General features: G+C 64.1%; 20 protein-coding genes. 14 read left to right on the top strand and 6 right to left on the bottom strand.

What is annotated here, in order from left to right; translation table 11 throughout:
* Window positions 1-200: 200 nt before the first annotated feature.
* Together I6F38_RS41290 and I6F38_RS41285 are read right to left on the bottom strand one after the other, a co-directional pair.
* A complete protein-coding gene (locus I6F38_RS41290) occupies window positions 201-419 on the bottom strand; it encodes a hypothetical protein (protein ID WP_016845796.1) in 219 nt (72 codons plus the stop codon).
* A gap of 133 nt (window positions 420-552) precedes the next feature.
* Window positions 553-864 (bottom strand): hypothetical protein, encoded by a 312-nt coding sequence (locus I6F38_RS41285; RefSeq protein ID WP_225164412.1) that lies wholly within the window; start codon window positions 862-864, stop codon window positions 553-555.
* A 61-nt stretch (window positions 865-925) separates the two neighbouring features.
* Between I6F38_RS41285 and I6F38_RS41280 the strand changes: the two genes are divergently transcribed.
* Window positions 926-1126: a DUF3072 domain-containing protein gene (locus I6F38_RS41280; protein ID WP_026192767.1), complete on the top strand. Its 201-nt coding sequence runs from the start codon at window positions 926-928 to the stop codon at window positions 1124-1126.
* A gap of 117 nt (window positions 1127-1243) precedes the next feature.
* On the top strand, window positions 1244-1498 hold the full coding sequence (locus I6F38_RS41275) for a hypothetical protein (RefSeq protein ID WP_225164411.1): 255 nt from the start codon (window positions 1244-1246) through the stop codon (window positions 1496-1498).
* A gap of 173 nt (window positions 1499-1671) precedes the next feature.
* On the opposite strand, the gene I6F38_RS41270 is transcribed toward I6F38_RS41275, so the two are convergent.
* Window positions 1672-1929 carry a hypothetical protein gene (locus tag I6F38_RS41270; protein ID WP_018271640.1) on the bottom strand — a complete coding sequence of 86 codons (258 nt, stop codon included), beginning with the start codon at window positions 1927-1929 and terminating at the stop codon, window positions 1672-1674.
* A gap of 112 nt (window positions 1930-2041) precedes the next feature.
* Here I6F38_RS41270 and I6F38_RS41265 point away from each other — a divergent pair, with 112 nt between their 5' ends.
* Window positions 2042-4111 carry an ATP-dependent helicase gene (locus I6F38_RS41265; RefSeq protein WP_225164410.1) on the top strand — a complete coding sequence of 690 codons (2070 nt, stop codon included), beginning with the start codon at window positions 2042-2044 and terminating at the stop codon, window positions 4109-4111.
* Between the two features lie 158 nt (window positions 4112-4269).
* Here I6F38_RS41265 and I6F38_RS41260 read toward each other — a convergent pair whose 3' ends face one another.
* On the bottom strand, window positions 4270-5001 hold the full coding sequence (locus tag I6F38_RS41260) for an adenylate/guanylate cyclase domain-containing protein (protein ID WP_157347728.1): 732 nt from the start codon (window positions 4999-5001) through the stop codon (window positions 4270-4272).
* An 86-nt stretch (window positions 5002-5087) separates the two neighbouring features.
* Window positions 5088-5339, bottom strand: a complete 252-nt coding sequence (locus tag I6F38_RS41255; protein ID WP_016845781.1) for a PilZ domain-containing protein — start codon at window positions 5337-5339, stop codon at window positions 5088-5090.
* Window positions 5340-5603: 264 nt separating this feature from the next.
* On the opposite strand from I6F38_RS41255, the gene I6F38_RS41250 reads away from it, so the two are divergent.
* From I6F38_RS41250 to I6F38_RS41240, 3 genes are read left to right on the top strand one after another with little or no spacing between them, the layout of a single operon-like run.
* The gene (locus I6F38_RS41250; RefSeq protein WP_225164409.1) at window positions 5604-7010 is read left to right on the top strand and encodes an MFS transporter; all 1407 of its coding nucleotides are present in this window, start codon (window positions 5604-5606) and stop codon (window positions 7008-7010) included.
* Between the two features lie 11 nt (window positions 7011-7021).
* A complete protein-coding gene (locus tag I6F38_RS41245) occupies window positions 7022-8209 on the top strand; it encodes an acyl-CoA dehydrogenase family protein (RefSeq protein WP_225164408.1) in 1188 nt (395 codons plus the stop codon).
* 24 nt (window positions 8210-8233) lie between these two features.
* Entirely contained in the window at window positions 8234-8635 is a 402-nt protein-coding gene (locus tag I6F38_RS41240; protein ID WP_225164407.1) for a VOC family protein, read from the top strand.
* A gap of 301 nt (window positions 8636-8936) precedes the next feature.
* Here the strand turns inward: I6F38_RS41240 and I6F38_RS41235 are convergent, their stop codons facing one another.
* Window positions 8937-9587 carry a Spy/CpxP family protein refolding chaperone gene (locus I6F38_RS41235; RefSeq protein WP_225164413.1) on the bottom strand — a complete coding sequence of 217 codons (651 nt, stop codon included), beginning with the start codon at window positions 9585-9587 and terminating at the stop codon, window positions 8937-8939.
* A 544-nt stretch (window positions 9588-10131) separates the two neighbouring features.
* On the opposite strand from I6F38_RS41235, the gene I6F38_RS41230 reads away from it, so the two are divergent.
* The 8 genes from I6F38_RS41230 (at window position 10132) to I6F38_RS41195 (ending at window position 18679) form a co-directional block, all read left to right on the top strand.
* A complete protein-coding gene (locus I6F38_RS41230; protein WP_076828868.1) occupies window positions 10132-11472 on the top strand; it encodes an extracellular solute-binding protein in 1341 nt (446 codons plus the stop codon).
* A gap of 116 nt (window positions 11473-11588) precedes the next feature.
* Window positions 11589-12527 carry a sugar ABC transporter permease gene (locus I6F38_RS41225; RefSeq protein WP_028340672.1) on the top strand — a complete coding sequence of 313 codons (939 nt, stop codon included), beginning with the start codon at window positions 11589-11591 and terminating at the stop codon, window positions 12525-12527.
* Window positions 12527-13438, top strand: a complete 912-nt coding sequence (locus tag I6F38_RS41220; protein ID WP_225164406.1) for a carbohydrate ABC transporter permease — start codon at window positions 12527-12529, stop codon at window positions 13436-13438. Before I6F38_RS41225 ends, I6F38_RS41220 begins: the two co-directional genes overlap by 1 nt.
* A gap of 4 nt (window positions 13439-13442) precedes the next feature.
* Window positions 13443-14543 (top strand): sn-glycerol-3-phosphate ABC transporter ATP-binding protein UgpC, encoded by a 1101-nt coding sequence (ugpC, locus tag I6F38_RS41215; protein ID WP_225164405.1) that lies wholly within the window; start codon window positions 13443-13445, stop codon window positions 14541-14543.
* A 29-nt stretch (window positions 14544-14572) separates the two neighbouring features.
* On the top strand, window positions 14573-15562 hold the full coding sequence (locus I6F38_RS41210; RefSeq protein ID WP_225164404.1) for a hydroxyacid dehydrogenase: 990 nt from the start codon (window positions 14573-14575) through the stop codon (window positions 15560-15562).
* Window positions 15563-15631: 69 nt separating this feature from the next.
* On the top strand, window positions 15632-17143 hold the full coding sequence (locus I6F38_RS41205; protein WP_225164403.1) for an amidase: 1512 nt from the start codon (window positions 15632-15634) through the stop codon (window positions 17141-17143).
* Window positions 17144-17196: 53 nt separating this feature from the next.
* Window positions 17197-17850, top strand: coding sequence for a hypothetical protein (locus I6F38_RS41200; protein WP_225164402.1), 654 nt, complete (start codon window positions 17197-17199; stop codon window positions 17848-17850).
* A 55-nt stretch (window positions 17851-17905) separates the two neighbouring features.
* Complete coding sequence (locus tag I6F38_RS41195) at window positions 17906-18679, top strand: transporter substrate-binding domain-containing protein (protein ID WP_225164401.1); 774 nt, start codon at window positions 17906-17908, stop codon at window positions 18677-18679.
* Window positions 18680-18875 lie beyond the last annotated feature (196 nt).

The raw sequence follows: 18875 nt of genomic DNA, 5'->3' as shown, positions 1-18875 counted from the left end.
GCTCGAAAGCAAAATCCTAAAACGCAAGAAACCGCGGCCCAACACCCGGCTTTCCTGCAAAATCGAACACTTCATCGAGACAACTTCTGCTTATCTATCGGGCCGATCTGCATTCTTCACGGACGACTCCGAAGTTCGCTCCGAAGGTGCGGCAAATGATGCGAACTTCGGATTCGGGACACTAGTCCAAAATCGAAAGGCTAGCGTTCCGCCGGCCAGCTTCGCCGCACCAATTGCACCCGCTCGATACGGCTGCATTGTTCGCAGCGGTACTGAAGAATATCCCTGCCCTCGCTGCCCGGATGGCTGCTCTCGAGCCGCATCGTCCTGATGCAGCTGATGCAGGAGATCAGCGTCAGCAGTGGACTGCGATCGTCATTCATCGATGCCCGCGGTGGCGCGGTCGGATCGGCGATCATGGCGCTGGGCGATGCTATGGTATTGGCTCTCACCACAAGAAAATGCAGATCCTGCGGTCCGGGTTCCGTCCTTGAAACCTGATTTGGGCCTGAGCCGGTGTTCGAGGCTCCCTTCTTTGGGCGAACCGCCGGATCACACCCGGGCGTTGCTGTGACCGGACGTAGGCTTCGCCTTGTCCTTGTCCACCTTGACCTTCGCGCCGGCGCGGTCCTCGAAGCTCCGGCTCAGCCGCTCCCGGACCGTGGGGAGACGCTCGCCGCCGCCTGCGGCCTTCCACCGGCCGACCAGTTGTGCCACTTCGGCTCGCATCGCCATCAGCCGGTACGATGCTTCACTGCAATCGAGGTCGCGGTTGACCTGATCCCGGATCGACGCCTCGATCAGGGTCATCTCAGCTCGCAACGTGCTGATCTTGCGCCGAATTTCATTGATCTTGTTGTCCATGGCTTGTTAGAACAAAAATAGAACATATTGTCAAGTCACGATCCAGCAAGCGAGGCAAGCAATGAGCGTGGCAGCGGTAAGATATGGTGGGGTTGCGGAGCGGCTTGGCGGGCTGATGACCCGTGCCCAGGCGCTGCGGTTGAGGAGCCTCGCCGAGGAGGCCTATCAGCCGAACCAGTACGCACGCGACCTGACGTCCGAGGAAGCCGAACGGCGCATCGACGCGCTGAAGGCGGAGATCGCACTGGCGGATTCTTTCTGAACCGTCCGCTCCAGCCAGGCCGGACGTCCCCTTAAGGCTTTGATATAGCGGCGCAGCTAGGTCTGTTCCTGTTATTGCTGCTTTGTCTATTGCTGCTTGGTCCTGGGGGAGCCTGACGTGCTGGAGCTGGAGAAGCGGTCGCCGCTTGCGTTCCCGATTACGCTGAAGGACGGGCGAACGCTCGCGACGGTCGGCGACGCCGCGGACTACCTGTCCGCGCTGAACCTGGATCAGCGCGAGCGCGGCTACTGGAAGACGGCGATCATGATGTTCAACAACGCCATGCGCGAGCCGGGCTATCTGAAGATCGCAACCATGAACCTCCGGTCTGCGCTCGTGTATGACCGCCTGGTCGATGACGTTGGCCCGTGATTGTGGTGCCGCGGCTACAGCCGAATCGGCGGTGGTTGCGTAAGGCGCTGTTCGTTATGGCCGCAAACAAGGTAACGGCGGTACACGCGACGGCCGGGTGCGCAATGCGCTTCAGCCGCACTCTCGGGCCGCCTTGGAGGGCCAATGGAACACCAAGGCGGCTCATTTTCTTTTCAAAGCAGTTTCGCGCGGACGAACAGCATCCGCAACGCGTTGGTCGCTTGCACCGTCAGCATGGCGTTACCGGCCGCTCTCTCGAGCGCAACCAATGCCTCGTCATGCAGCGAGCGGAACTCCATCCATTCGACGGCGCTGAGATTGCTGATGAAGCGATAGGCCTGGCCGACGGTCGCAAGCGTCACCGTCTCGCCGTTCAGCCGCACCTTGAACGTCGCCTTCAGCGGCGTGTCGGATTTGGATACGTCACCCATGGCGGGGTTGTGCGCCGCGCCGCGTTAATGTCAATCTAATTTCTCTGCGTCCGCCTCGGCGCGTCGGCCCCAATGAATCGCAATGTCTGTTAGCGTTTCGTGGGGGTGATTCGTGACTGATCTTGCCAACACAGCCTATCTCGATGCGCTCAATGCCGAGCAGCGCCGCGCTGTCGAGCACGGGGTCGGCAAGGATTGCATCGTCGGCGCGCCGCTGTTGGTGATTGCGGGCGCGGGGTCCGGCAAGACCAACACCCTCGCCCATCGCGTCGCGCATCTGATCGTCGCTGGCGCCGATCCGCGCCGCATCCTGTTGATGACCTTTTCGCGACGCGCCGCCGCCGAGATGGCCGGCCGCGTCGAGCGCATTGCGCGCCGCGTGCTCGGCGATCGCGCCTCGGTCATGACCGACGCGCTGAGCTGGGCCGGCACGTTCCACGGCATCGGCGCGCGGCTGCTGCGCGAATTCGCCGAGCGTATCGGCCTCGACCCGGCCTTCACGATCCATGACCGCGAGGATTCCGCCGACCTGATCAATCTGGTCCGCCACGATCTCGGGTTCTCCCGCACCGAAAGCCGGTTCCCCACCAAGGGCACCTGCCTTGCGATCTATTCGCGCTGCGTGAACGCGGAGATGCCGATCGAAGCCGTGCTCGGCCAGTTCTTCCCGTGGTGCTCCGGCTGGGCGAGTGAATTGAAACAGCTGTTCGGGGCCTATGTCGAAGCCAAGCAGCGGCAGAACGTGCTCGATTACGACGACCTCCTGCTCTACTGGGCGCAGATGGTGACGGACGCCGCGCTGGCCGAGGAGATCGGCGGCCGCTTCGATCATGTGATGGTCGACGAATATCAGGACACCAACCGGCTGCAGTCCTCGATCCTGCTCGCACTCAAGCCCGCGGGACGCGGGCTCACCGTGGTCGGCGACGACGCGCAGTCGATCTATTCGTTCCGCGCCGCCACCGTGCGCAACATCCTTGACTTCCCGGCCCAGTTCAGCCCGGCCGCCGAGATCGTCACGCTCGACCGCAACTATCGCTCGACGCAGCCGATCCTGTCGGCCGCCAACGGCGTGATCTCGCTCGCCAAGGAGCGCTTCACCAAGAACCTGTGGACCGACCGGACCTCGACCCGCAAGCCGCTGCTCGTCACGATCCGTGACGAGGCCGATCAGGCCCGTTACATCGTCGAGCAGGTGCTGGCCAATCGCGAGGAAGGCACCCTGTTGAAGCACCAGGCGGTGCTGTTCCGCACCTCCTCGCACAGCGGACCGCTGGAGGTCGAACTGACCCGCCGCAACATTCCGTTCGTGAAATTCGGCGGCCTCAAATTCCTCGACGCCGCGCATGTCAAGGACATGCTGGCGCTGCTGCGCTTCGCCGCCAATCCGCGCGACCGGGTTGCAGGTTTTCGCATCCTGCATCTGTTGCCCGGCGTCGGACCGGCCTCGGCGCAGCGGGTGCTCGACCGCATGACCGAGGCCGCCGATCCGATTGCTGCGCTCGTCGCGCTGCCCGCTCCGCCCCGCGCCGGTGCGGACTGGCGGCTGTTCGTGGAGGCCATCGAGAACCTTCGCTACTCGGAATGGCCCGTCGATATCGAACGCGCCCGCCTCTGGTACGAACCGCATCTCGATCGCATCCACGAGGACAGCGAGGTACGCCGCGCCGATCTCATTCAGCTCGAGCAGATCGCCGCCGGCTACCCGTCACGCGAACGTTTTCTCACCGAGCTCACGCTCGATCCACCCGATGCGACCAGCGACCAGGCTGGCGTGCCGTTGCTCGATGAGGATTATCTGATCCTGTCGACGATCCATTCCGCCAAGGGCCAGGAATGGAAATCCGTCTATGTGCTCAATGTCGTCGACGGCTGCATGCCCTCCGACCTCGGCGCCGGCACGTCGGCCGAACTCGAGGAGGAGCGCCGCCTGCTCTATGTCGCGATGACGCGCGCCAAGGACGATCTGCATCTGCTGGTGCCGCAGCGCTTCTTCGTCCACGGCCAGGCCGCCAAGGGCGACCGCCACATGTATGCCTCGCGCACCCGCTTCATCCCGGAACGACTGCTGCCGATGTTCGAGCGGACCACCTGGCCGCGCGCCGCGGCCGCGCAGGCATCCGCGGCCAACCGCGCGCCGCCGATCGACATCGGCGCCCGGATGCGTGGCATGTGGCGCTGACGCCGGTTCGAAGCTTTTCATCCGGGCTGGAACAAAGCCGCCGACCTTGCGTTGAGGCGGCGTTCGTAATCGGCAAACGACCATCCCCGACGGCTTCGGCGCGCAGTTGCACGCTGGAGCCGTCTTTTTGCGCCGCGTCAATTTACGCGAAAGCCAATTCACGCAGGAAACAATGTGACGGGCTGGTCGAAGCCCTTCAGGGTGTAATCGGCACCGGCAGCCGTGATCATGTCGCGGGTTCGATCCCGCACGGCCGTCGTCACAAGGATCTCGCCTGACCTGGCGGCCGCCTGCGCGCGTGCCGCGCGATTGACCACCGTGCCGACTGCCGTCAGGTCGCGGTGGGCCTGGCCGAACTCACCGAAATTGGTGTCACCGCTATCCATTCCGATTCCGATGCCGATCTCGATGTCGCCGGCGCCGATCGCCCGCACCAGCGCATCGTGCCTGTCGCGAAAACTGCGCTGGATCTGGCGCGCCGCGAGCAAGGCCTGCACGGCATGATCGTCGCGCCGCACCGGGAAATTGAAGATCGCGAACACGGCATCGCCGATGGTCTTGTTGAGGATGCCATCATAGCGCCAGATCGCGGCGGCGCAGTCGTCGTAGAACGCGTCGAGCAGCGAGGTCAGCCCATCCTGCGCGATGGTCTGCGTCAGCGTGGTGTAGCCGCGCAGATCGGCGAACAGGATGGTGGCGTCGATGGTGACGGCGCGCGCCTTCATGATCTTCGAGAAGGCCATCTCGCAGATCGTGCATGTGTTCGGGTTCATGCGGCTTGGCCGGACTCCGAACAGACGGAACGGCGCCGCCAAGGGACCGCGCAACGGGATCGGCATATGCAGGTTTTGCCAGCAGCCAAGGCAGATCGTTGCAGGTTCCGGAGTCATCGGCGGATCACCTGTTGTTCCAGCAACGAAACCCGGGTCCCCTTGGCACGCTGGTTCATGGGCGTCCCCAATCGAGATTGCCGCGCTCAGGCGGTCGCCACGAAACTCACTCCAATTCGCGTCTTCTTGCTCCAGATCACCTGGCACTCGTAGACGACCGAGGCGTCGCGGGCCATCACCAGGCGGAATCGGTGCGGGACGAAGGCCGGATTCTCGACCTCGATGGCCGCCCCTTCCGGCGAGATGTTCACGATCGTGCAATGCATGACCGAACCGCCCGACGAGACATAGCCGGGTTCGTTGACCTCGGTTCGCGGATGCTTACGCTTTTCGTCCACCCGGCCTCCCCAAATGTTCTTCACGCAAACGTGGGCGATCGGCATCGCTGGAGTCAACGGCTCCTGCGGCTCATATCGGGCTTTCGCACCACCATTTGTGCGCAGCAGTAAGCGGGACCGCTTATCGCGCCAATGCAGATGAGCCCCGCGTCGGCGCGGGCTTGTCGTTCGCGCTGGCGCGAGGATAGCCTCATCCTATGGGCGATGCGCTGGCGCGACGCACGCTCCGGGGAATAATGAACAGGCGCCATGGGGAGACGCGCCATGTTCGAGATTCTCGATCGCCGGACGACTCTGACCGGCAACCAGATCAAGATCCTTGCGGCGGCCATCATCGGCGATGCGCTGGAATTCTTCGACTACTTCCTGATCGGCTTCGTGCTCGCGTTCCTGATCGGACCGTGGAAGCTCACCTTCGGCCAGTCGGCCACCGTGCTGATGAGTTCCGGCATCGGCGCCATCCTCGGCGCCTACCTCTGGGGCTGGCTCGCCGACCGGGTCGGGCGGCGTATCGTCTTCATCGGCACGGTGCTGAACTTCTCGATCGCGACCGGCCTGCTCTACTTCACACCCGATAACGGCTGGGTCTATCTGGCGATCCTGCGCTTCTTCGTCGGCACCGGCGTCGGCGGTCTTTATTGTGTCGACCTGCCGCTGGTGCAGGAGTTCATGCCCTCGCACAAGCGCGGCTGGGTCGGCGGCCTCGTCACCTGCGTGATCCCGCTCGGCGTCGGCCTCGGCGCGGTGCTCGGGGCCGTCATGGGAACCGATCAATGGCGGCTGTTGTTTGCGATCGGCGTGCTGCCGTCGGTCCTGGTGCTGCTGGTTCGGATCTGGGTCCCGGAGTCGCCGCGCTGGCTGTGCCGGCAAGGACGCTATGACGAAGCCCGCAAGTCGCTGGCCTGGGCGCTGCAGGTGCCGCCGTCGGAGCTGCCGCTGCCGAGCGCGGCCGACGCCGGTCCGGTCGTCACGACAAACTGGTTCGATCTGTTCAAATATCCGCGCAGCCTGATCGTCTCCTGGCTCGGCAATGCCGGCGCGCAAACCGGCGTCTACGGCATCACGCTATGGGCCCCCGCGCTGTTCGTGCTGCTCCTGAAGGTGACGCCGCAGGAAGCCGCCAAGATGATGATCCTGCTCAGCATCACCGGCTTCCTCGGCCGCATCTCCTTCTCCTGGTTCTCGGAGCTGCTCGGACGGCGTGTTGCCGGCGGCCTGCTCGGCTTCGGCGCCGGCGCGCTGACCATCATCGCCGGCTACCACTACGACGCGACTTTGTTCGGCATGTCGGCCTTCTGGCTGCTGCTGGCCGCCGCCTTCTTCTTCGCCGACGGCGGCTTTGCGATCGTCGGTCCCTACGCGGCTGAGGTCTGGCCGTCGCATCTGCGCACCACGGGGATGGGCTCTGCCTATGGCTTCGGCGGCATCGGCAAGATCATCGGGCCGGTCGGTCTTGCGCTGATCGTCGGTTCTAACAACTACCTCAAGCCTGACGTGCCACTGACCCAGATCCCGACCGCCTTCGTCTATCTCGGCTGCTGGTTCCTGATGGCGGGGGCCGTCTATTTGTTCTTCGGGCTCGAGACCCGAGGCAAGTCGATCGAGCAGATCGACAAGGAGCTCAACGCGACGGCCGACGTTGCGGCCTCCGCAACGATCCGGCGCGCCTGAGGGAGGCGAACATGAATGTGACTTCTGCGGACCTTATCGGCGATCGCGACGTGATCGCCCGCGCCGAGGCGATCAGGGACGCGGTGGCGGCCGCCTCCAACGATATCGAAACGACGCGCCGCCTGCCGCCCGACCTGCTCGACCGGCTGCATGAGGCGCGGCTGTTCCGCCTGCTGCTGCCGCGTTCAACCAACGGGATCGAAACCGATCCTGTCACCTTTTTCCATGCCATCGAGACCATCGCCAAGGCGGATGCCTCGACGGCGTGGTGCCTGAGCCAGGCCGGCGGCTGCGCGATGTCGGCGGCCTATCTCGACCTGCCGGTCGCGCAGGAAGTATTTGCTGACCCGCGTGCCGTGCTCGCCTGGGGCCCCGGCCCGAAGGTCAAGGCGATCGAGTGCGAGGGCGGCTACCGCGTCACCGGGGTCTGGTCGTTTGCCTCGGGCGGGCGGCACGCCACCTGGCTCGGCGCGCACTGCCCGGTCTATGCCGCGGACGGCTCGCCGCGCCGGGATGCCAATGGCGAGCAGGTCGAGCGCACCATGCTGGTGCGGACCGAGGACGTCGCATGGACCGACATCTGGAACACGGTCGGATTGCGCGGTACCGCCAGCGACCAGTTCGCGCTCGACGATTTCTTCGTCCGCGCGGACCATTCGATCACCCGCGAATTCGACCGCGAGTGCCGCGAGGACGGCCCGCTGTACCGGATGAGCAACCACACCTGCTACCAGATCGGCTTTGCCGGGGTCGCCTGCGGCATTGCCCGCAGCGCGCTCGACAATTTCGTCGACGTCGCCCGCAACAAGGTGCCGCGCGGCATGAAGAAGACGCTGCGGGACAATGCCGTGGTGCAGTCCGGCCTCGCCCAGGCCGAGGTCAATCTGCGCGCCGCCCGCGCTTTCCTGCTGCAGTCGATGGCCGACATCTGGAAGGACCTGGTTGCCGGCCACAGCATCACGGTGGCACAGCGCATGACGATCCGGATGGCGGCCACGCACGCCATCCACAAGGCGCGGGAGGCCGTCGATTTCGCCTACAACACCGCCGGCGCCACCGCCATCTTCGACGGTCATCCGCTGGAGCGGCGCTTCCGCGACATCCACACCGTGACCCAGCAGTTGCAGGGCCGCTTCAGCCATTTCGAGACCGTCGGCGCCTGGATGCTGGGCGTCGAGGCCGACCTCAGCTTCGTTTAACCCGATTTCTCAAGGAGAAGAACCATGCCATTGGGTGGACTACAGCATTACACCATCGAGCCGCAGGATCTGGAGAAGACCAAGGAGTTCTATTGCGATGTGCTCGGGCTCGAGAACGGCGAACGGCCGCCGCTCGATTTCCCCGGCTACTGGCTCTATTCCGACGGCCAGGCCACAGTCCATCTGATGGGCACCCGCAAGCCGCGCGACGGCATCGTGGTGCGCGGCACCGCGAAGAAATATGAGGACACCGGCCGCCTCGACCATATCGCCTTTGCCGCCAGCGACGTCGAGGCCGTGCGCAAGCGCCTGCAGTCGAAGAACGTCACCTTCCGTGAGCAGATCGTGCCGCGCACCGGCGACACCCAGATATTCCTCTACGATCCGGACGGCGTCGGCGTTGAGCTGAACTTCCCGAAGAGCTAAGCGCCGGCGTTTCCGGATCGCTGGTTGCCGGCACAGCGTCCGAAGGACATCGCCGCTTTTGCGTGCCGATGTCCGGGTCATTGACGGCTCAATCCGCGCTGGCCTCAGGCGCTGTGGATGGTTCCCGACAAGGCCCTGACTCGGCCATCACTCGGGCGTGATCCGGTCCGTTTTTCTTCAACATTGAATGACGAATTAACCGGGCCGCGCCGCTGCGGCAGAATAGCCGGGTGCTGCGCCTTTAACCTACCCCAGGGCTTGGTGGCCCGGCTATTCGTCCCCACTTGGCCGGCGAGACCTCTCAGTCGAGGCCGCGTTCGTGGCTCAGGCGGACCATTTCGTTGATGAAGATTTGTTTCTGTTTGTCGTCGAGGCTGGCAAACAGCGGCTCGGCGGCGTCGGCGACGCCGCGCTGATCGACCGCCCGGTCATTGAGGAACTGGGCCTCGTTGCGCATCTGCTCGATGATGTCATCCGGCGGATCGCGCTGTGCCCGCGCGATGCGCAGGTTGAGGCGGTCGGCGCCGTTGTGGCCGAGATAGTGCATCGCACTGTTGAAGCCGGCCCAGTTCTTCTCCTGCTCCGGCGTCAGGTTGAGCTCCTTCTTGATCCGTTCGATGTTCGCGTCGCTGTTGGCGACGATCTGTTCGGCCGTCAGCTGCGGCGCGCCGGCCTGGGTCAGCACGGTCGGCGCTTGCTTCGCACCCTTGTCCTTGGCGGCGGCCTTGGCCGACTTGGAGGCCTTGGCGCCGGCCGCCGCGCCCTGTGCGTTCTTGCCGCTGCCGGCATTGGGGTTGTTGCCATTGTTGCCGGTGAACACCCCGGTCACGCCGGTCACCACCCCGACAACGCCGCCGATAGCTCCGCCGAGAACGCCGCCGACCGGCCCGGCAGCCTTGTTGCCCTCGCGTGCCCCCTTTTCGACGCCCTGCACGATCTGCGCATCGACCATATGAGGCACTGCGAGCAACGTGACGGTGGCGGCCCCAACCGCGGCGCACAATCTCCATTGTGCGCGCAGCTTCGCTACCGGGATGAGCATGATCGGGTCTCCGTGATCGGTGGTGGATTGCGGAATTGATGCGGGAGTAGGTTCGACAAATCCGGACTTTAGCGTTTCCGGCTTCAGCAAGTCTATCGGCCGCGCCGGGCATCAACATGGCGGAACAGAGTTCGCTGAGGCTTGACCGGAAAGCTGCGGCTCAACCGCGCACCGTCTGCGACCTTGTCTGCGTCGCCGCTCGCGTGCGTCGCAGCATGATCGCAAGACGCACGGCAAACCGCCGGCAACTGCAGTGATGCGAACGGCACTGCCTGCTATTTGACCACAACGTTAGTTCTAGTTGGCATCAGCATCTCGTTTCTCGACAGATGCCGGCAATTCTGTTCTGATCGGTTTCAACGCAATCCCGCGACGTCGCGCAAACGCGACGCACAAAAAAGAACAACGGGATTCAAAAAGTCTTTTGTCCGTCGGCTACCAGGGAGGGAATGCCATGTCACGGAAGAAGCTCTCGCGCCGAGAATTCGTCGCAGCGACAGCGCTGTCATCGGCCGCGCTGATTACAGCCCCCTACGTGCGTGGCGCCTACGCAGCCGGAAAGCTCTCGATGGGCTTCTGGGATCACTGGGTGCCCGGCGCGAACAGTGCGTCCACCGAGCTGGTCAATGAATGGGCTGCCAAGGAGAAGGTCGAGGTCCAGATCGACTACATCACCAGCCAGGGCAACAAGAACATCGTCACCATCGCCGCCGAGGCGCAGGCGAAATCCGGTCACGATATTTTCCAGATGCCGACATGGTGGCCGCAGGCCAACGCCGAGTTGCTCGAGCCGGTCAACGACATCATGGATCCGCTCCTCAAGCTGAACGGCGATGTCAACGGCACGGTGAAATATCTCGGCCAGGCCGGCGGCAAATGGCTCGGCGTTCCCGCCAGCGTCGGCAGCCAGATCAAGGGTCCCTGCTCACGCATCGACCTGATGAAGAAACACGCCAACATCGACGTGCAGGAGATGTATCCGGTCGGAAGCGAGCCGAAAGCCGATAACTGGACCCTCGATACGTTCCTCAAGGCGGCTGAAGCCTGCCACAAGGCCGGATTCCCGTTCGGTATCGGCCTCGGCGAAACCAGCGACAGCGTCGACACCGCCGGCGCGATCTTCCAGTCGTTCGGCGCGCAGCTGGTCGATGCGAAGGGCAATCTCACCGTCAAGACCGACGCGGTGCGCCAGGCCCTCGACTACTACAAGAAGCTGCTCGCCTTCCTGCCGCCCGATGTGGCGGCATGGGACGACGCGTCCAACAACAAGTGGCTGGTCGCCGGCAAGGGCGCGATGATCCTGAATCCGCCGAGCGCGTGGGCGGTCGCCAAGCGCGATGCTCCGCAAGTCGCGGAGCAGTGCTGGACGCACGGGTTCCCGGCGGGGCCGAAGGGACGCTTCGCGCCCTATCTGCCGTTCTTCTGGTCGATCTGGTCGTTCTCGAAGAACAAGGAGGCGGCCAAGAGCCTGCTGACGCACCTGTCGCAACCTGCATCGATCGAGAAAATGGTGGTCGCAAGCGGTGGCTATGACCTGCCGGCCTACGAAAAACTCACGACCTTGAAGGTCTGGGCGGAGCAAGCGCCGCCAAAGGGGACGCTCTACCACTATCCGAACCCCTACAAGCACCAGACGCTGTCGATTGCGGCCTCGCCCGCGCCGCCCAAGATCGCGCAGCAGATCTATTTCCAGGCCACGCTGACCAAGATGTGCCTGCGGTACTACCAGGGTGAAAGCATGGAAAAGACGCTCGCCTGGGCCGAGGGCGAGTGCGAAGGCTTCATGCGAAGCTGACGACAAGCGAGGTCTCGCGCGACCGCCCGTGATGTTGGCCGCGCGAGGTCCCGTCTTCACATCCCAGCCGCCGAACCGGCGAGCTGTGCAACCAACCCGCGCGAGGGACCTGCGTTATGGTTGATGTCGCATTCCAATCCAACCGCGCAGCCGCTGCCCAGACGGGACGAAGGCGCGTCGGCCTGCGCAACGCACTGCGGCGCAAGTCGATGGCCGCGTTCCTGATGACATTGCCGCTGATCCTCCTGATCGCGATCCTGGTGCTCTATCCGGCCCTCTACTCCTTGCACCTCGCGACGCTGAACAAGGCGATGACGAAGTTCGTCGGCTTCGGCAATTTCGAGTTCCTGTTCAAGCGCGACACCTTCTGGCTGGTGGTCAAGCAATCCTGCATTTTCGCGATCTCGGCGGTGATCTTCAAAGCCCTGATCGGCTTCATCGTCGCGCATTTCGTGCACAACGTACCCGCCAACAAGCAGCGCAAGTGGCGCGGCATGCTGCTGGTGCCATGGGTGATCCCGCCGGCGATGAGCACGCTGGCGTGGCTCTGGCTGTTCGACCCCTCCTACAGCGCCTTCAACTACACGCTTTCCTTCTTCGGCATCGGGCCGATCCCGTGGACCGGTGATGCGATGTGGGCGCGCTTCTCGGTGATCCTGGTCAACGTCTGGTACGGCGCGCCGTTCTTCATGATCATGTATCTGGCGGCGTTGAAATCGGTACCCGACCAGCTTTATGAGGCGGCCGCGATCGACGGCGCCAATTGGTGGCAGCGCATCTGGTACGTGACGCTGCCGATGATGCGCAACATCATCGCGATCACGACGCTGTTCTCGCTGATCGTGACCTTCGCCAATTTCGACATCGTGCGCATCCTGACCGCAGGCGGGCCGCTCGACCACACCCATATCTTCGCCACCTGGGCATTCCGCGTCGGCATCGAGGGCAGTGATGTGCCGCTCGGCGCCAGCGTTTCGCTGTTCATGGTGCCGATCCTCGCGGTCGCGGCGATCTTCATCCTGCGCGACATCACCAAACGCGGGAACGAAGCCTGATGAGCTCCCTGACGATCGACAAGTCCGGACCGACCCGCAAGGTCAAGTACGGCAGCATGAGCCGCGACCGCGCCTGGGCGCTACGCTGGTCCTATTTCTTCCTGGTGCTGTTTGCGATCTTCTCGCTGACGCCGCCGATCTACATGCTGATCACCTCGCTGAAGAGCAGCGCCGAGATCTCGGCCGCGACCAATCCGTGGTGGGTCTATCACCCGACACTCAGCAACTACACCGAGCTTCTGACCTCGAACCAGTTCCTGCGCTTCTTCTGGAACTCGGCCTGGGTCTCGATCATCGTGGTCACTATCACGATGCTGATCAGCGTGCCGGCGGCCTTTGCGCTGGCGCGGATGAAATTCTGGGGCTCGGCGACGCTCGCGACCGGCGTGTTCCTCACCTATCTCATCCCGGACAGCCTGCTGTTCATTCCGCTGTTCAAGATGTTCGCCGTGTTCGGCGACTGGACCGGCATCCAGCTCGTCAATCGCTGGTATGTGCTACTGTTCATCTACCCGACGCTGACGGTGCCGTTCTGCACCTGGATCATGATCGGCTATTTCGCCTCGATCCCGAAGGAGCTCGACGAGGCGGCGATCATCGACGGCGCTAGTTGGTTCCAGACGCTGACCCGGATCTTCATTCCGGTCGCGCTGCCCGGCCTGATCGCGGCCACGATCTTTGCCTTCACCGTCTCCTGGGCTCAGTTCCTCTATCCGCTGGTGTTCACGACATCGACCGATCAGCTGGTGCTGCCGGTCGGCATCATCACGACCCTGATCAAGGGTGACGTCTTCAACTGGGGACAGATCATGACCGGCGCCCTGCTCGGCGCCGCGCCGCCGCTGATCATCTATGCCTTCCTGATGGACTACTACATTGCCGGCCTGACCGCCGGTGCGACAAAGGGTTGAACTTATGGCTGATGTCAGTTTGCGGAAGGTTGTGAAGCGTTACGATGAGGTCGAGGCGGTGCGCGGCATCGACCTTGATATCGCCGACCATGAGTTCGTGGTGCTGGTCGGGCCAAGCGGCTGCGGCAAGTCGACGACGCTGCGGATGATCGCCGGCCTCGAGGACATTTCCGACGGCGACATCATGATCGGCGGCGACGTCGTCAACGACGTGCCGCCGAAGGACCGCGATATCGCGATGGTGTTCCAGAACTATGCGCTCTATCCGCATATGACCGTTGCCGAGAACATGTCGTTCGGTCTGCGGCTGAAGCACTATCCCAAGGCGGAGATCAAGAGCCGGGTCACCGAGGCCGCCCGCATGCTCGACATCACCGACCTGATCGACCGCAAGCCGAAGCAGCTCTCCGGCGGCCAGCGCCAGCGCGTCGCGATGGGACGGGCGATCGTGCGCAATCCGAAGGTGTTCCTGTTCGACGAGCCGCTGTCCAACCTCGACGCCAAGCTCCGCGTGCAGATGCGGATCGAGATCAAGAAGGTGCACCAGAAGGTCCGCACCACGACCGTCTACGTCACCCACGACCAGGTCGAGGCGATGACGCTCGCCGACCGCGTCGTGGTGATGAATCACGGCAGGATCGAGCAGATCGGCACGCCCAACGAGCTCTACCACAAGCCGGCGACCCGGTTCGTCGCAAGCTTCATCGGCTCGCCCGCGATGAATTTCGTGCCCTGTCGGCTCGAGGACACCGGCGGCAAGCTCAACGTGCGGCTGACCGATCGCCTCGCCTTCACGCTGCCGCCGGCACGCGCCGCCCGCTACCAGGCTCTCTCCCGCACCGACAAGCTGTTGCTGGGCATCCGGCCCGAGCACGTCATGGAGGCGCGGCCGCATGCCGAACCGGGCATCGAGCCGTTCGACGCGATGCTCGACGTCACGGAGCCGATGGGGATGGAGACCCTGGTCTACTTCACGCTCGAGGGCAACCAGGTCTGCGGCCGGGTCAATCCCAACGCCGGTGCGCAGGATGGCAGCCCGCTCCGATTGGCTGTGGACCTCAACAATATGCATTTGCTAAACGAGGTGACCGGCGTCGTCCTTTGACGGCGCACAAGAAACCTCAAGGGCAGGAAATGGCCACCAACAAGAAGAAGATTTTCGTCACCCAGACTTTGTCACCGGGGGCACGGGTGCTCCTCAACCAGCGGGACGACGTAGAACTCATCGAATTTCCCAACCTGATCTCCGCCAAGGACTTTCAGACCATGCTCGAGCAGCATGCGCCGGTCCATGGCGTGGCACTCGGCGCAACCCGCTTCGGCGAGGCGGAGCTTGAGGCGTCCAAGGGCATGATGGTGGTGACCCGGATCGGTGTCGGCTATGACGCCGTCGACGTTCCGGCGCTGTCCCGCCGCAAGGTGCCGCTGATGGTCGCTGGCACGGCGAACTCGCCGTCGGTCGCCGAACAAGCTGTGTTCATGATGCTGACGCTGGCCAAGCGCGCGCAGGAAATGCACACGATGGTCAAGGACGGCACCTGGGCGAGCCGGCTCGGCGTGCTGCCGTTCGATCTCTACGGCAAGACCGTCCTGATCGTTGGCTTCGGCCGCATCGGCACCCGCACCGCCAAGCGCTGCCTCGCCATGGAAATGAACGTGCTGGTCTACGATCCCTACAAGCCCGCCAGCGAGATCACGGCTGCCGGCTGCGAGGCCGTGCCGAGCCTCGAAGCGGCGCTGCCGCGGGCGGATTTCGTCACGATCCATTGCCCGAAGAATCCCGAAACCGTCGGGCTGTTCAACGCCGCGCGGATCAGGCTGATGAAGCCGACCGCCTATCTCATCAACACCGCCCGCGGCGGCATCGTCGACGAGAAGGCGCTGCACGACGCCCTGGTGTCGGACAAGCTCGCCGGCGCTGGCCTCGACGTGTTCGAGGTCGAGCCGCCGCCGGTCGGCCAGCCCCTGCACGCTTTGCCCAACGTGATCATGGCGCCGCATGTGGCCGGCGTCACGGTCGAGGCCGTCGATCGCATGAGCGAGCAGACCGCACGCAATATCCTGAGCGTGCTGGATGGCAATCCGCTGCGCCAGAATGTGATCAACCAGGACGTCCTCGGCTGAGCTTTCAGCCTTCCTCGTTTGCGCCGCGGCCGATCCGAAAGGATCGGCCCGGCGATGCGGAGTACCCACATGGCCTTCAAGGAATTCGGCAACTACGATGCGGTCGGTCTCGCCGAACTCGTCCGCAACAAGGACGTGACGCCGAAGGAACTGCTCGACGAGGCGATCGCGCGCACCGCCGCCGTCGATCCGAAGATCAACGCTGTCGTCGTCAAGCATTACGACTATGCCGAGCGCCAGATCGCCAAGGGGCTGCCTGACGGTCCCTTCACCGGCGTGCCGTTCCTGCTGAAGGACCTCGATCTGCTCGAGGGCACACGCACCACGTCGGGCGCCAGCCTGCTGAAGGACTTCGTCGCGGATCACAACGGCACCCTGGCCCAGCGTTTCCTCGATGCCGGGCTTGCGATCTTCGGCAAGAGCTCGAGCCCGGAATTCGGGCTGATGCCGACGACGGAATCCCGCCTGTTCGGCCCGACCCGCAATCCCTGGAATCTCGACCATTCCTCCGGCGGCTCGTCCGGCGGCGCTGGGGCCGCGGTCGCGGCCCGCATCTTGCCCGTCGCGCATGCCAGCGACGGCGGCGGGTCGATCCGGATCCCCGCCTCCGCTTCCGGGGTGTTCGGCATGAAGCCGACGCGCGCCCGCAACCCGGTGGGTCCCGATCGCGGCGAAGGCTGGGGCGGCTTCTCCGTCGGCCATGTGCTCAGCATCAGCGTCCGCGACAGCGCGGTGATGATGGATGCGATCCACGGTCCGGAGCCGTCGAGCCTCTATGTCGCGCCGCCGCCGGAGCGACCGTTCTCGCAGGAAGTCGGCCGCGATCCCGGCCATTTGCGCATCAGCTTCACCGACAAGTCGCCCTACGGCGATGCCATCGATCCCGAGATCGCCGCGGCGGTCCGCGACGTAGCCAAGCTGCTGGCGGGGCTCGGCCATCATGTCGAGGAGCGTGCGCCGCCGCTGGCGGCCGATCCCGCCGCGGTCATGACGACCATCGTCGGCGGCAACACGGCGCTGACGATCCGTCTGCTCGAGCAGCGCGTCGGGCGCACCCTGACGTCGGACGATGTCGAGCGGCTCACGCTCGCCAGCGCCCAGAATGCGACCAAGATGAACCCGGCCGACTACGTGGCCGCGCAGCTTGCAGCGTTCCAGATCTCGCGCGCGCTTGCGACCTTCTTCGAAGGTTGCGACATCTTCCTCAGTCCGACGCTGTGCGCGCCGCCGCTCCGCCTCGGCGAGCTGAACACGATGTCCGAGGACCTCGGCCACATCGCGCCGGTGCTGCGCCGCTACATGCCGGGCACCTCGATGTTCAACATGTCCGGACAGCCGGCGATGTCGGTGCCGCTGGCCTGGAACAAGGCCGGTCTGCCGCTCGGCATGATGTTCGCGGCCAAGCTCGGCGAGGAAGGACTGCTGTTCCGCTTGGCCGGCCAGCTCGAACAGGTCCGCCCCTGGAAGGACCGGCGTCCGCATTTGTGCCTGACGACGCTTTCAAGCGAAGTGGATCCCGCTTCGCGTCACGACTGCGCGCCAGAACCAGCGGGGCTGACAAAGGATAGTCAGATCAGGTAGATAGGGAGGGCGTCGGCACGATTCCGCGCGCCGTCAGCCTGGGAGACCAAACCGTGAATGACCCGACCGACAATGCGCTGGCCGCAATCGCGAGCATTCTCGACCAGACGACCACACCTCCCGAGACCTCCAAACCAACCGACAAGACAGCGGACAAGCCAGTTGGGCCCGCCGCGGAGCCGCCGGCCTCGATAGCAATGCCGCCGCCTTTGCCGCCGTCCATCCAGGTCGTGTCCGTCACGGCCGTGTCCGTCGAGGCCGCACCTGCCGAACCGACGGCGGTCGAGCCGCCTCCGATCGAGGAGCCCGAACCGGTCGAACAGCCTGAGCCAAGCAAGGCTGAGCCGAGCAAAGCTGAGACAAGTGAACCGGAGCCAAGCGAGCCGGAAGCGGAGCCGGAGTCGATCCAGCCGCCGCCGCCCCAACCGATCGAGGCCAATGGCTATTCCAAGTCCGGCCCAGGCCCGATGGCCGCGCTGCGCTTCCGCTGGACGGTGCGCCAGGACGGCGCCCAATATTATGTCGACGAGACCGTCGGCGAGGCATCGACCCCGCTCGTCAACGGCCCGATGGACAGGGATGCCGCCATCAAATTCGTCGACGATCGCGAGGCCCACGCGCGGCGGCGCTTCGAGCATTTCAAGCACGAGATGCTCAGCCGCACTGCAAGCGTCGTTCAGGCGAGCAAGGACAGCAACGAGGCCTGAGACGCGATACGTGCCCTTCGGGCATCGCAATCAAATGCGGATGGAGAAGACCTCGATGTTTCGCGCGCTGGCCGGCCTCGCTCTCGCTTTGCTCCTGTCCGCCGCGCACGCGCAGCAGGCGCCGTCCCGGCTCGATGAGATCGTCAAGCGCGGCATCCTGCGCGTCGGCATGACCGGCGACTATTTGCCCTTCACCTATCTCGACAAGGAGACCAAGGCCTTCCGCGGCTTCGATGTCGACATGGCCCAGTCGCTCGGCAAGGCGCTCGGCGTCAAGGTCGAGTTCGTGCTGACATCGTGGCCGCAGATGACCAAGGATTTCGAGGTCGACGATTTCGACATCGCGATGGGCGGCGTCTCCATCACCTTCGATCGGCAGAAGAAGGGTCTGTTCTCGACGCCGATCATGCGCGAAGGCAAGACGCCGATCGCGCGCTGCGCCGACAAGGGCAAGTTTGAGACGATCGCCGAGATCGACAAACCCGGCACCCGAATCATCGTCAATCCCGGCGGCACCAACGAGCGCTTCGCGCGCGCCCACGTGAAAACCGCCGAGATCCGCGTCTTCAACGACAACACCAAGATCTTCGACGAGATCGCCAAGGGCGACGCCGACCTGATGATGACCGATGCGTCCGAGACGCGCTATCAGCAGAAGCTGCATCCCGGCGTGCTGTGCGCCGTGCATCCCGACAAGCCGTTCGACTTCGCGGAAAAGGCCTATTGGATGCAGCGCGACGTCGCCTTGAAAGCGTTCGTCGACCAATGGCTTCACATCGCACGCGAAGATGGTAGCTACGCGAAGATCTACGCCGCGTGGTTCGAATAGCCCGCGCCACGCTCAAAATTTGAAGCGCACGGCCTGAAACCAGACCGCAATCCAGCGATTTGAACCTTAGTCGTCCGTGAAGAATGCAGATCGGCCCGATAGATAAGCAGAAGTTGTCTCGATGAAGTGTTCGATTTTGCAGGAAAGCCGGGTGTTGGGCCGCGGTTTCTTGCGTTTTAGGATTTTGCTTTCGAGC

The organism is Bradyrhizobium sp. BRP56 (genome assembly GCF_020194035.1).
GTDB classification, from domain to species: Bacteria; Pseudomonadota; Alphaproteobacteria; order Rhizobiales; family Xanthobacteraceae; genus Bradyrhizobium; species Bradyrhizobium australafricanum.
This window is presented reverse-complemented; position numbering and strand designations above follow the sequence as displayed.

What these genes read in the sequence shown, in the direction of transcription:
- I6F38_RS41210 (WP_225164404.1), top strand. Translation starts at nt 14,573, where the DNA reads ATGGCCACCAACAAGAAGAAGATTTTCGTCACCCAGACTTTGTCACCG.
- I6F38_RS41245 (WP_225164408.1), top strand. Translation starts at nt 7,022, where the DNA reads ATGAATGTGACTTCTGCGGACCTTATCGGCGATCGCGACGTGATCGCC.
- I6F38_RS41205 (WP_225164403.1), top strand. Translation starts at nt 15,632, where the DNA reads ATGGCCTTCAAGGAATTCGGCAACTACGATGCGGTCGGTCTCGCCGAA.
- I6F38_RS41290 (WP_016845796.1), bottom strand. Translation starts at nt 419, where the DNA reads ATGATCGCCGATCCGACCGCGCCACCGCGGGCATCGATGAATGACGAT.
- I6F38_RS41285 (WP_225164412.1), bottom strand. Translation starts at nt 864, where the DNA reads ATGGACAACAAGATCAATGAAATTCGGCGCAAGATCAGCACGTTGCGA.
- I6F38_RS41250 (WP_225164409.1), top strand. Translation starts at nt 5,604, where the DNA reads ATGTTCGAGATTCTCGATCGCCGGACGACTCTGACCGGCAACCAGATC.
- I6F38_RS41235 (WP_225164413.1), bottom strand. Translation starts at nt 9,587, where the DNA reads ATGGTCGATGCGCAGATCGTGCAGGGCGTCGAAAAGGGGGCACGCGAG.
- I6F38_RS41260 (WP_157347728.1), bottom strand. Translation starts at nt 5,001, where the DNA reads ATGACTCCGGAACCTGCAACGATCTGCCTTGGCTGCTGGCAAAACCTG.
- I6F38_RS41270 (WP_018271640.1), bottom strand. Translation starts at nt 1,929, where the DNA reads ATGGGTGACGTATCCAAATCCGACACGCCGCTGAAGGCGACGTTCAAG.
- I6F38_RS41195 (WP_225164401.1), top strand. Translation starts at nt 17,906, where the DNA reads ATGTTTCGCGCGCTGGCCGGCCTCGCTCTCGCTTTGCTCCTGTCCGCC.
- I6F38_RS41220 (WP_225164406.1), top strand. Translation starts at nt 12,527, where the DNA reads ATGAGCTCCCTGACGATCGACAAGTCCGGACCGACCCGCAAGGTCAAG.
- I6F38_RS41230 (WP_076828868.1), top strand. Translation starts at nt 10,132, where the DNA reads ATGTCACGGAAGAAGCTCTCGCGCCGAGAATTCGTCGCAGCGACAGCG.
- I6F38_RS41280 (WP_026192767.1), top strand. Translation starts at nt 926, where the DNA reads ATGAGCGTGGCAGCGGTAAGATATGGTGGGGTTGCGGAGCGGCTTGGC.
- I6F38_RS41225 (WP_028340672.1), top strand. Translation starts at nt 11,589, where the DNA reads ATGGTTGATGTCGCATTCCAATCCAACCGCGCAGCCGCTGCCCAGACG.
- ugpC (WP_225164405.1), top strand. Translation starts at nt 13,443, where the DNA reads ATGGCTGATGTCAGTTTGCGGAAGGTTGTGAAGCGTTACGATGAGGTC.
- I6F38_RS41240 (WP_225164407.1), top strand. Translation starts at nt 8,234, where the DNA reads ATGCCATTGGGTGGACTACAGCATTACACCATCGAGCCGCAGGATCTG.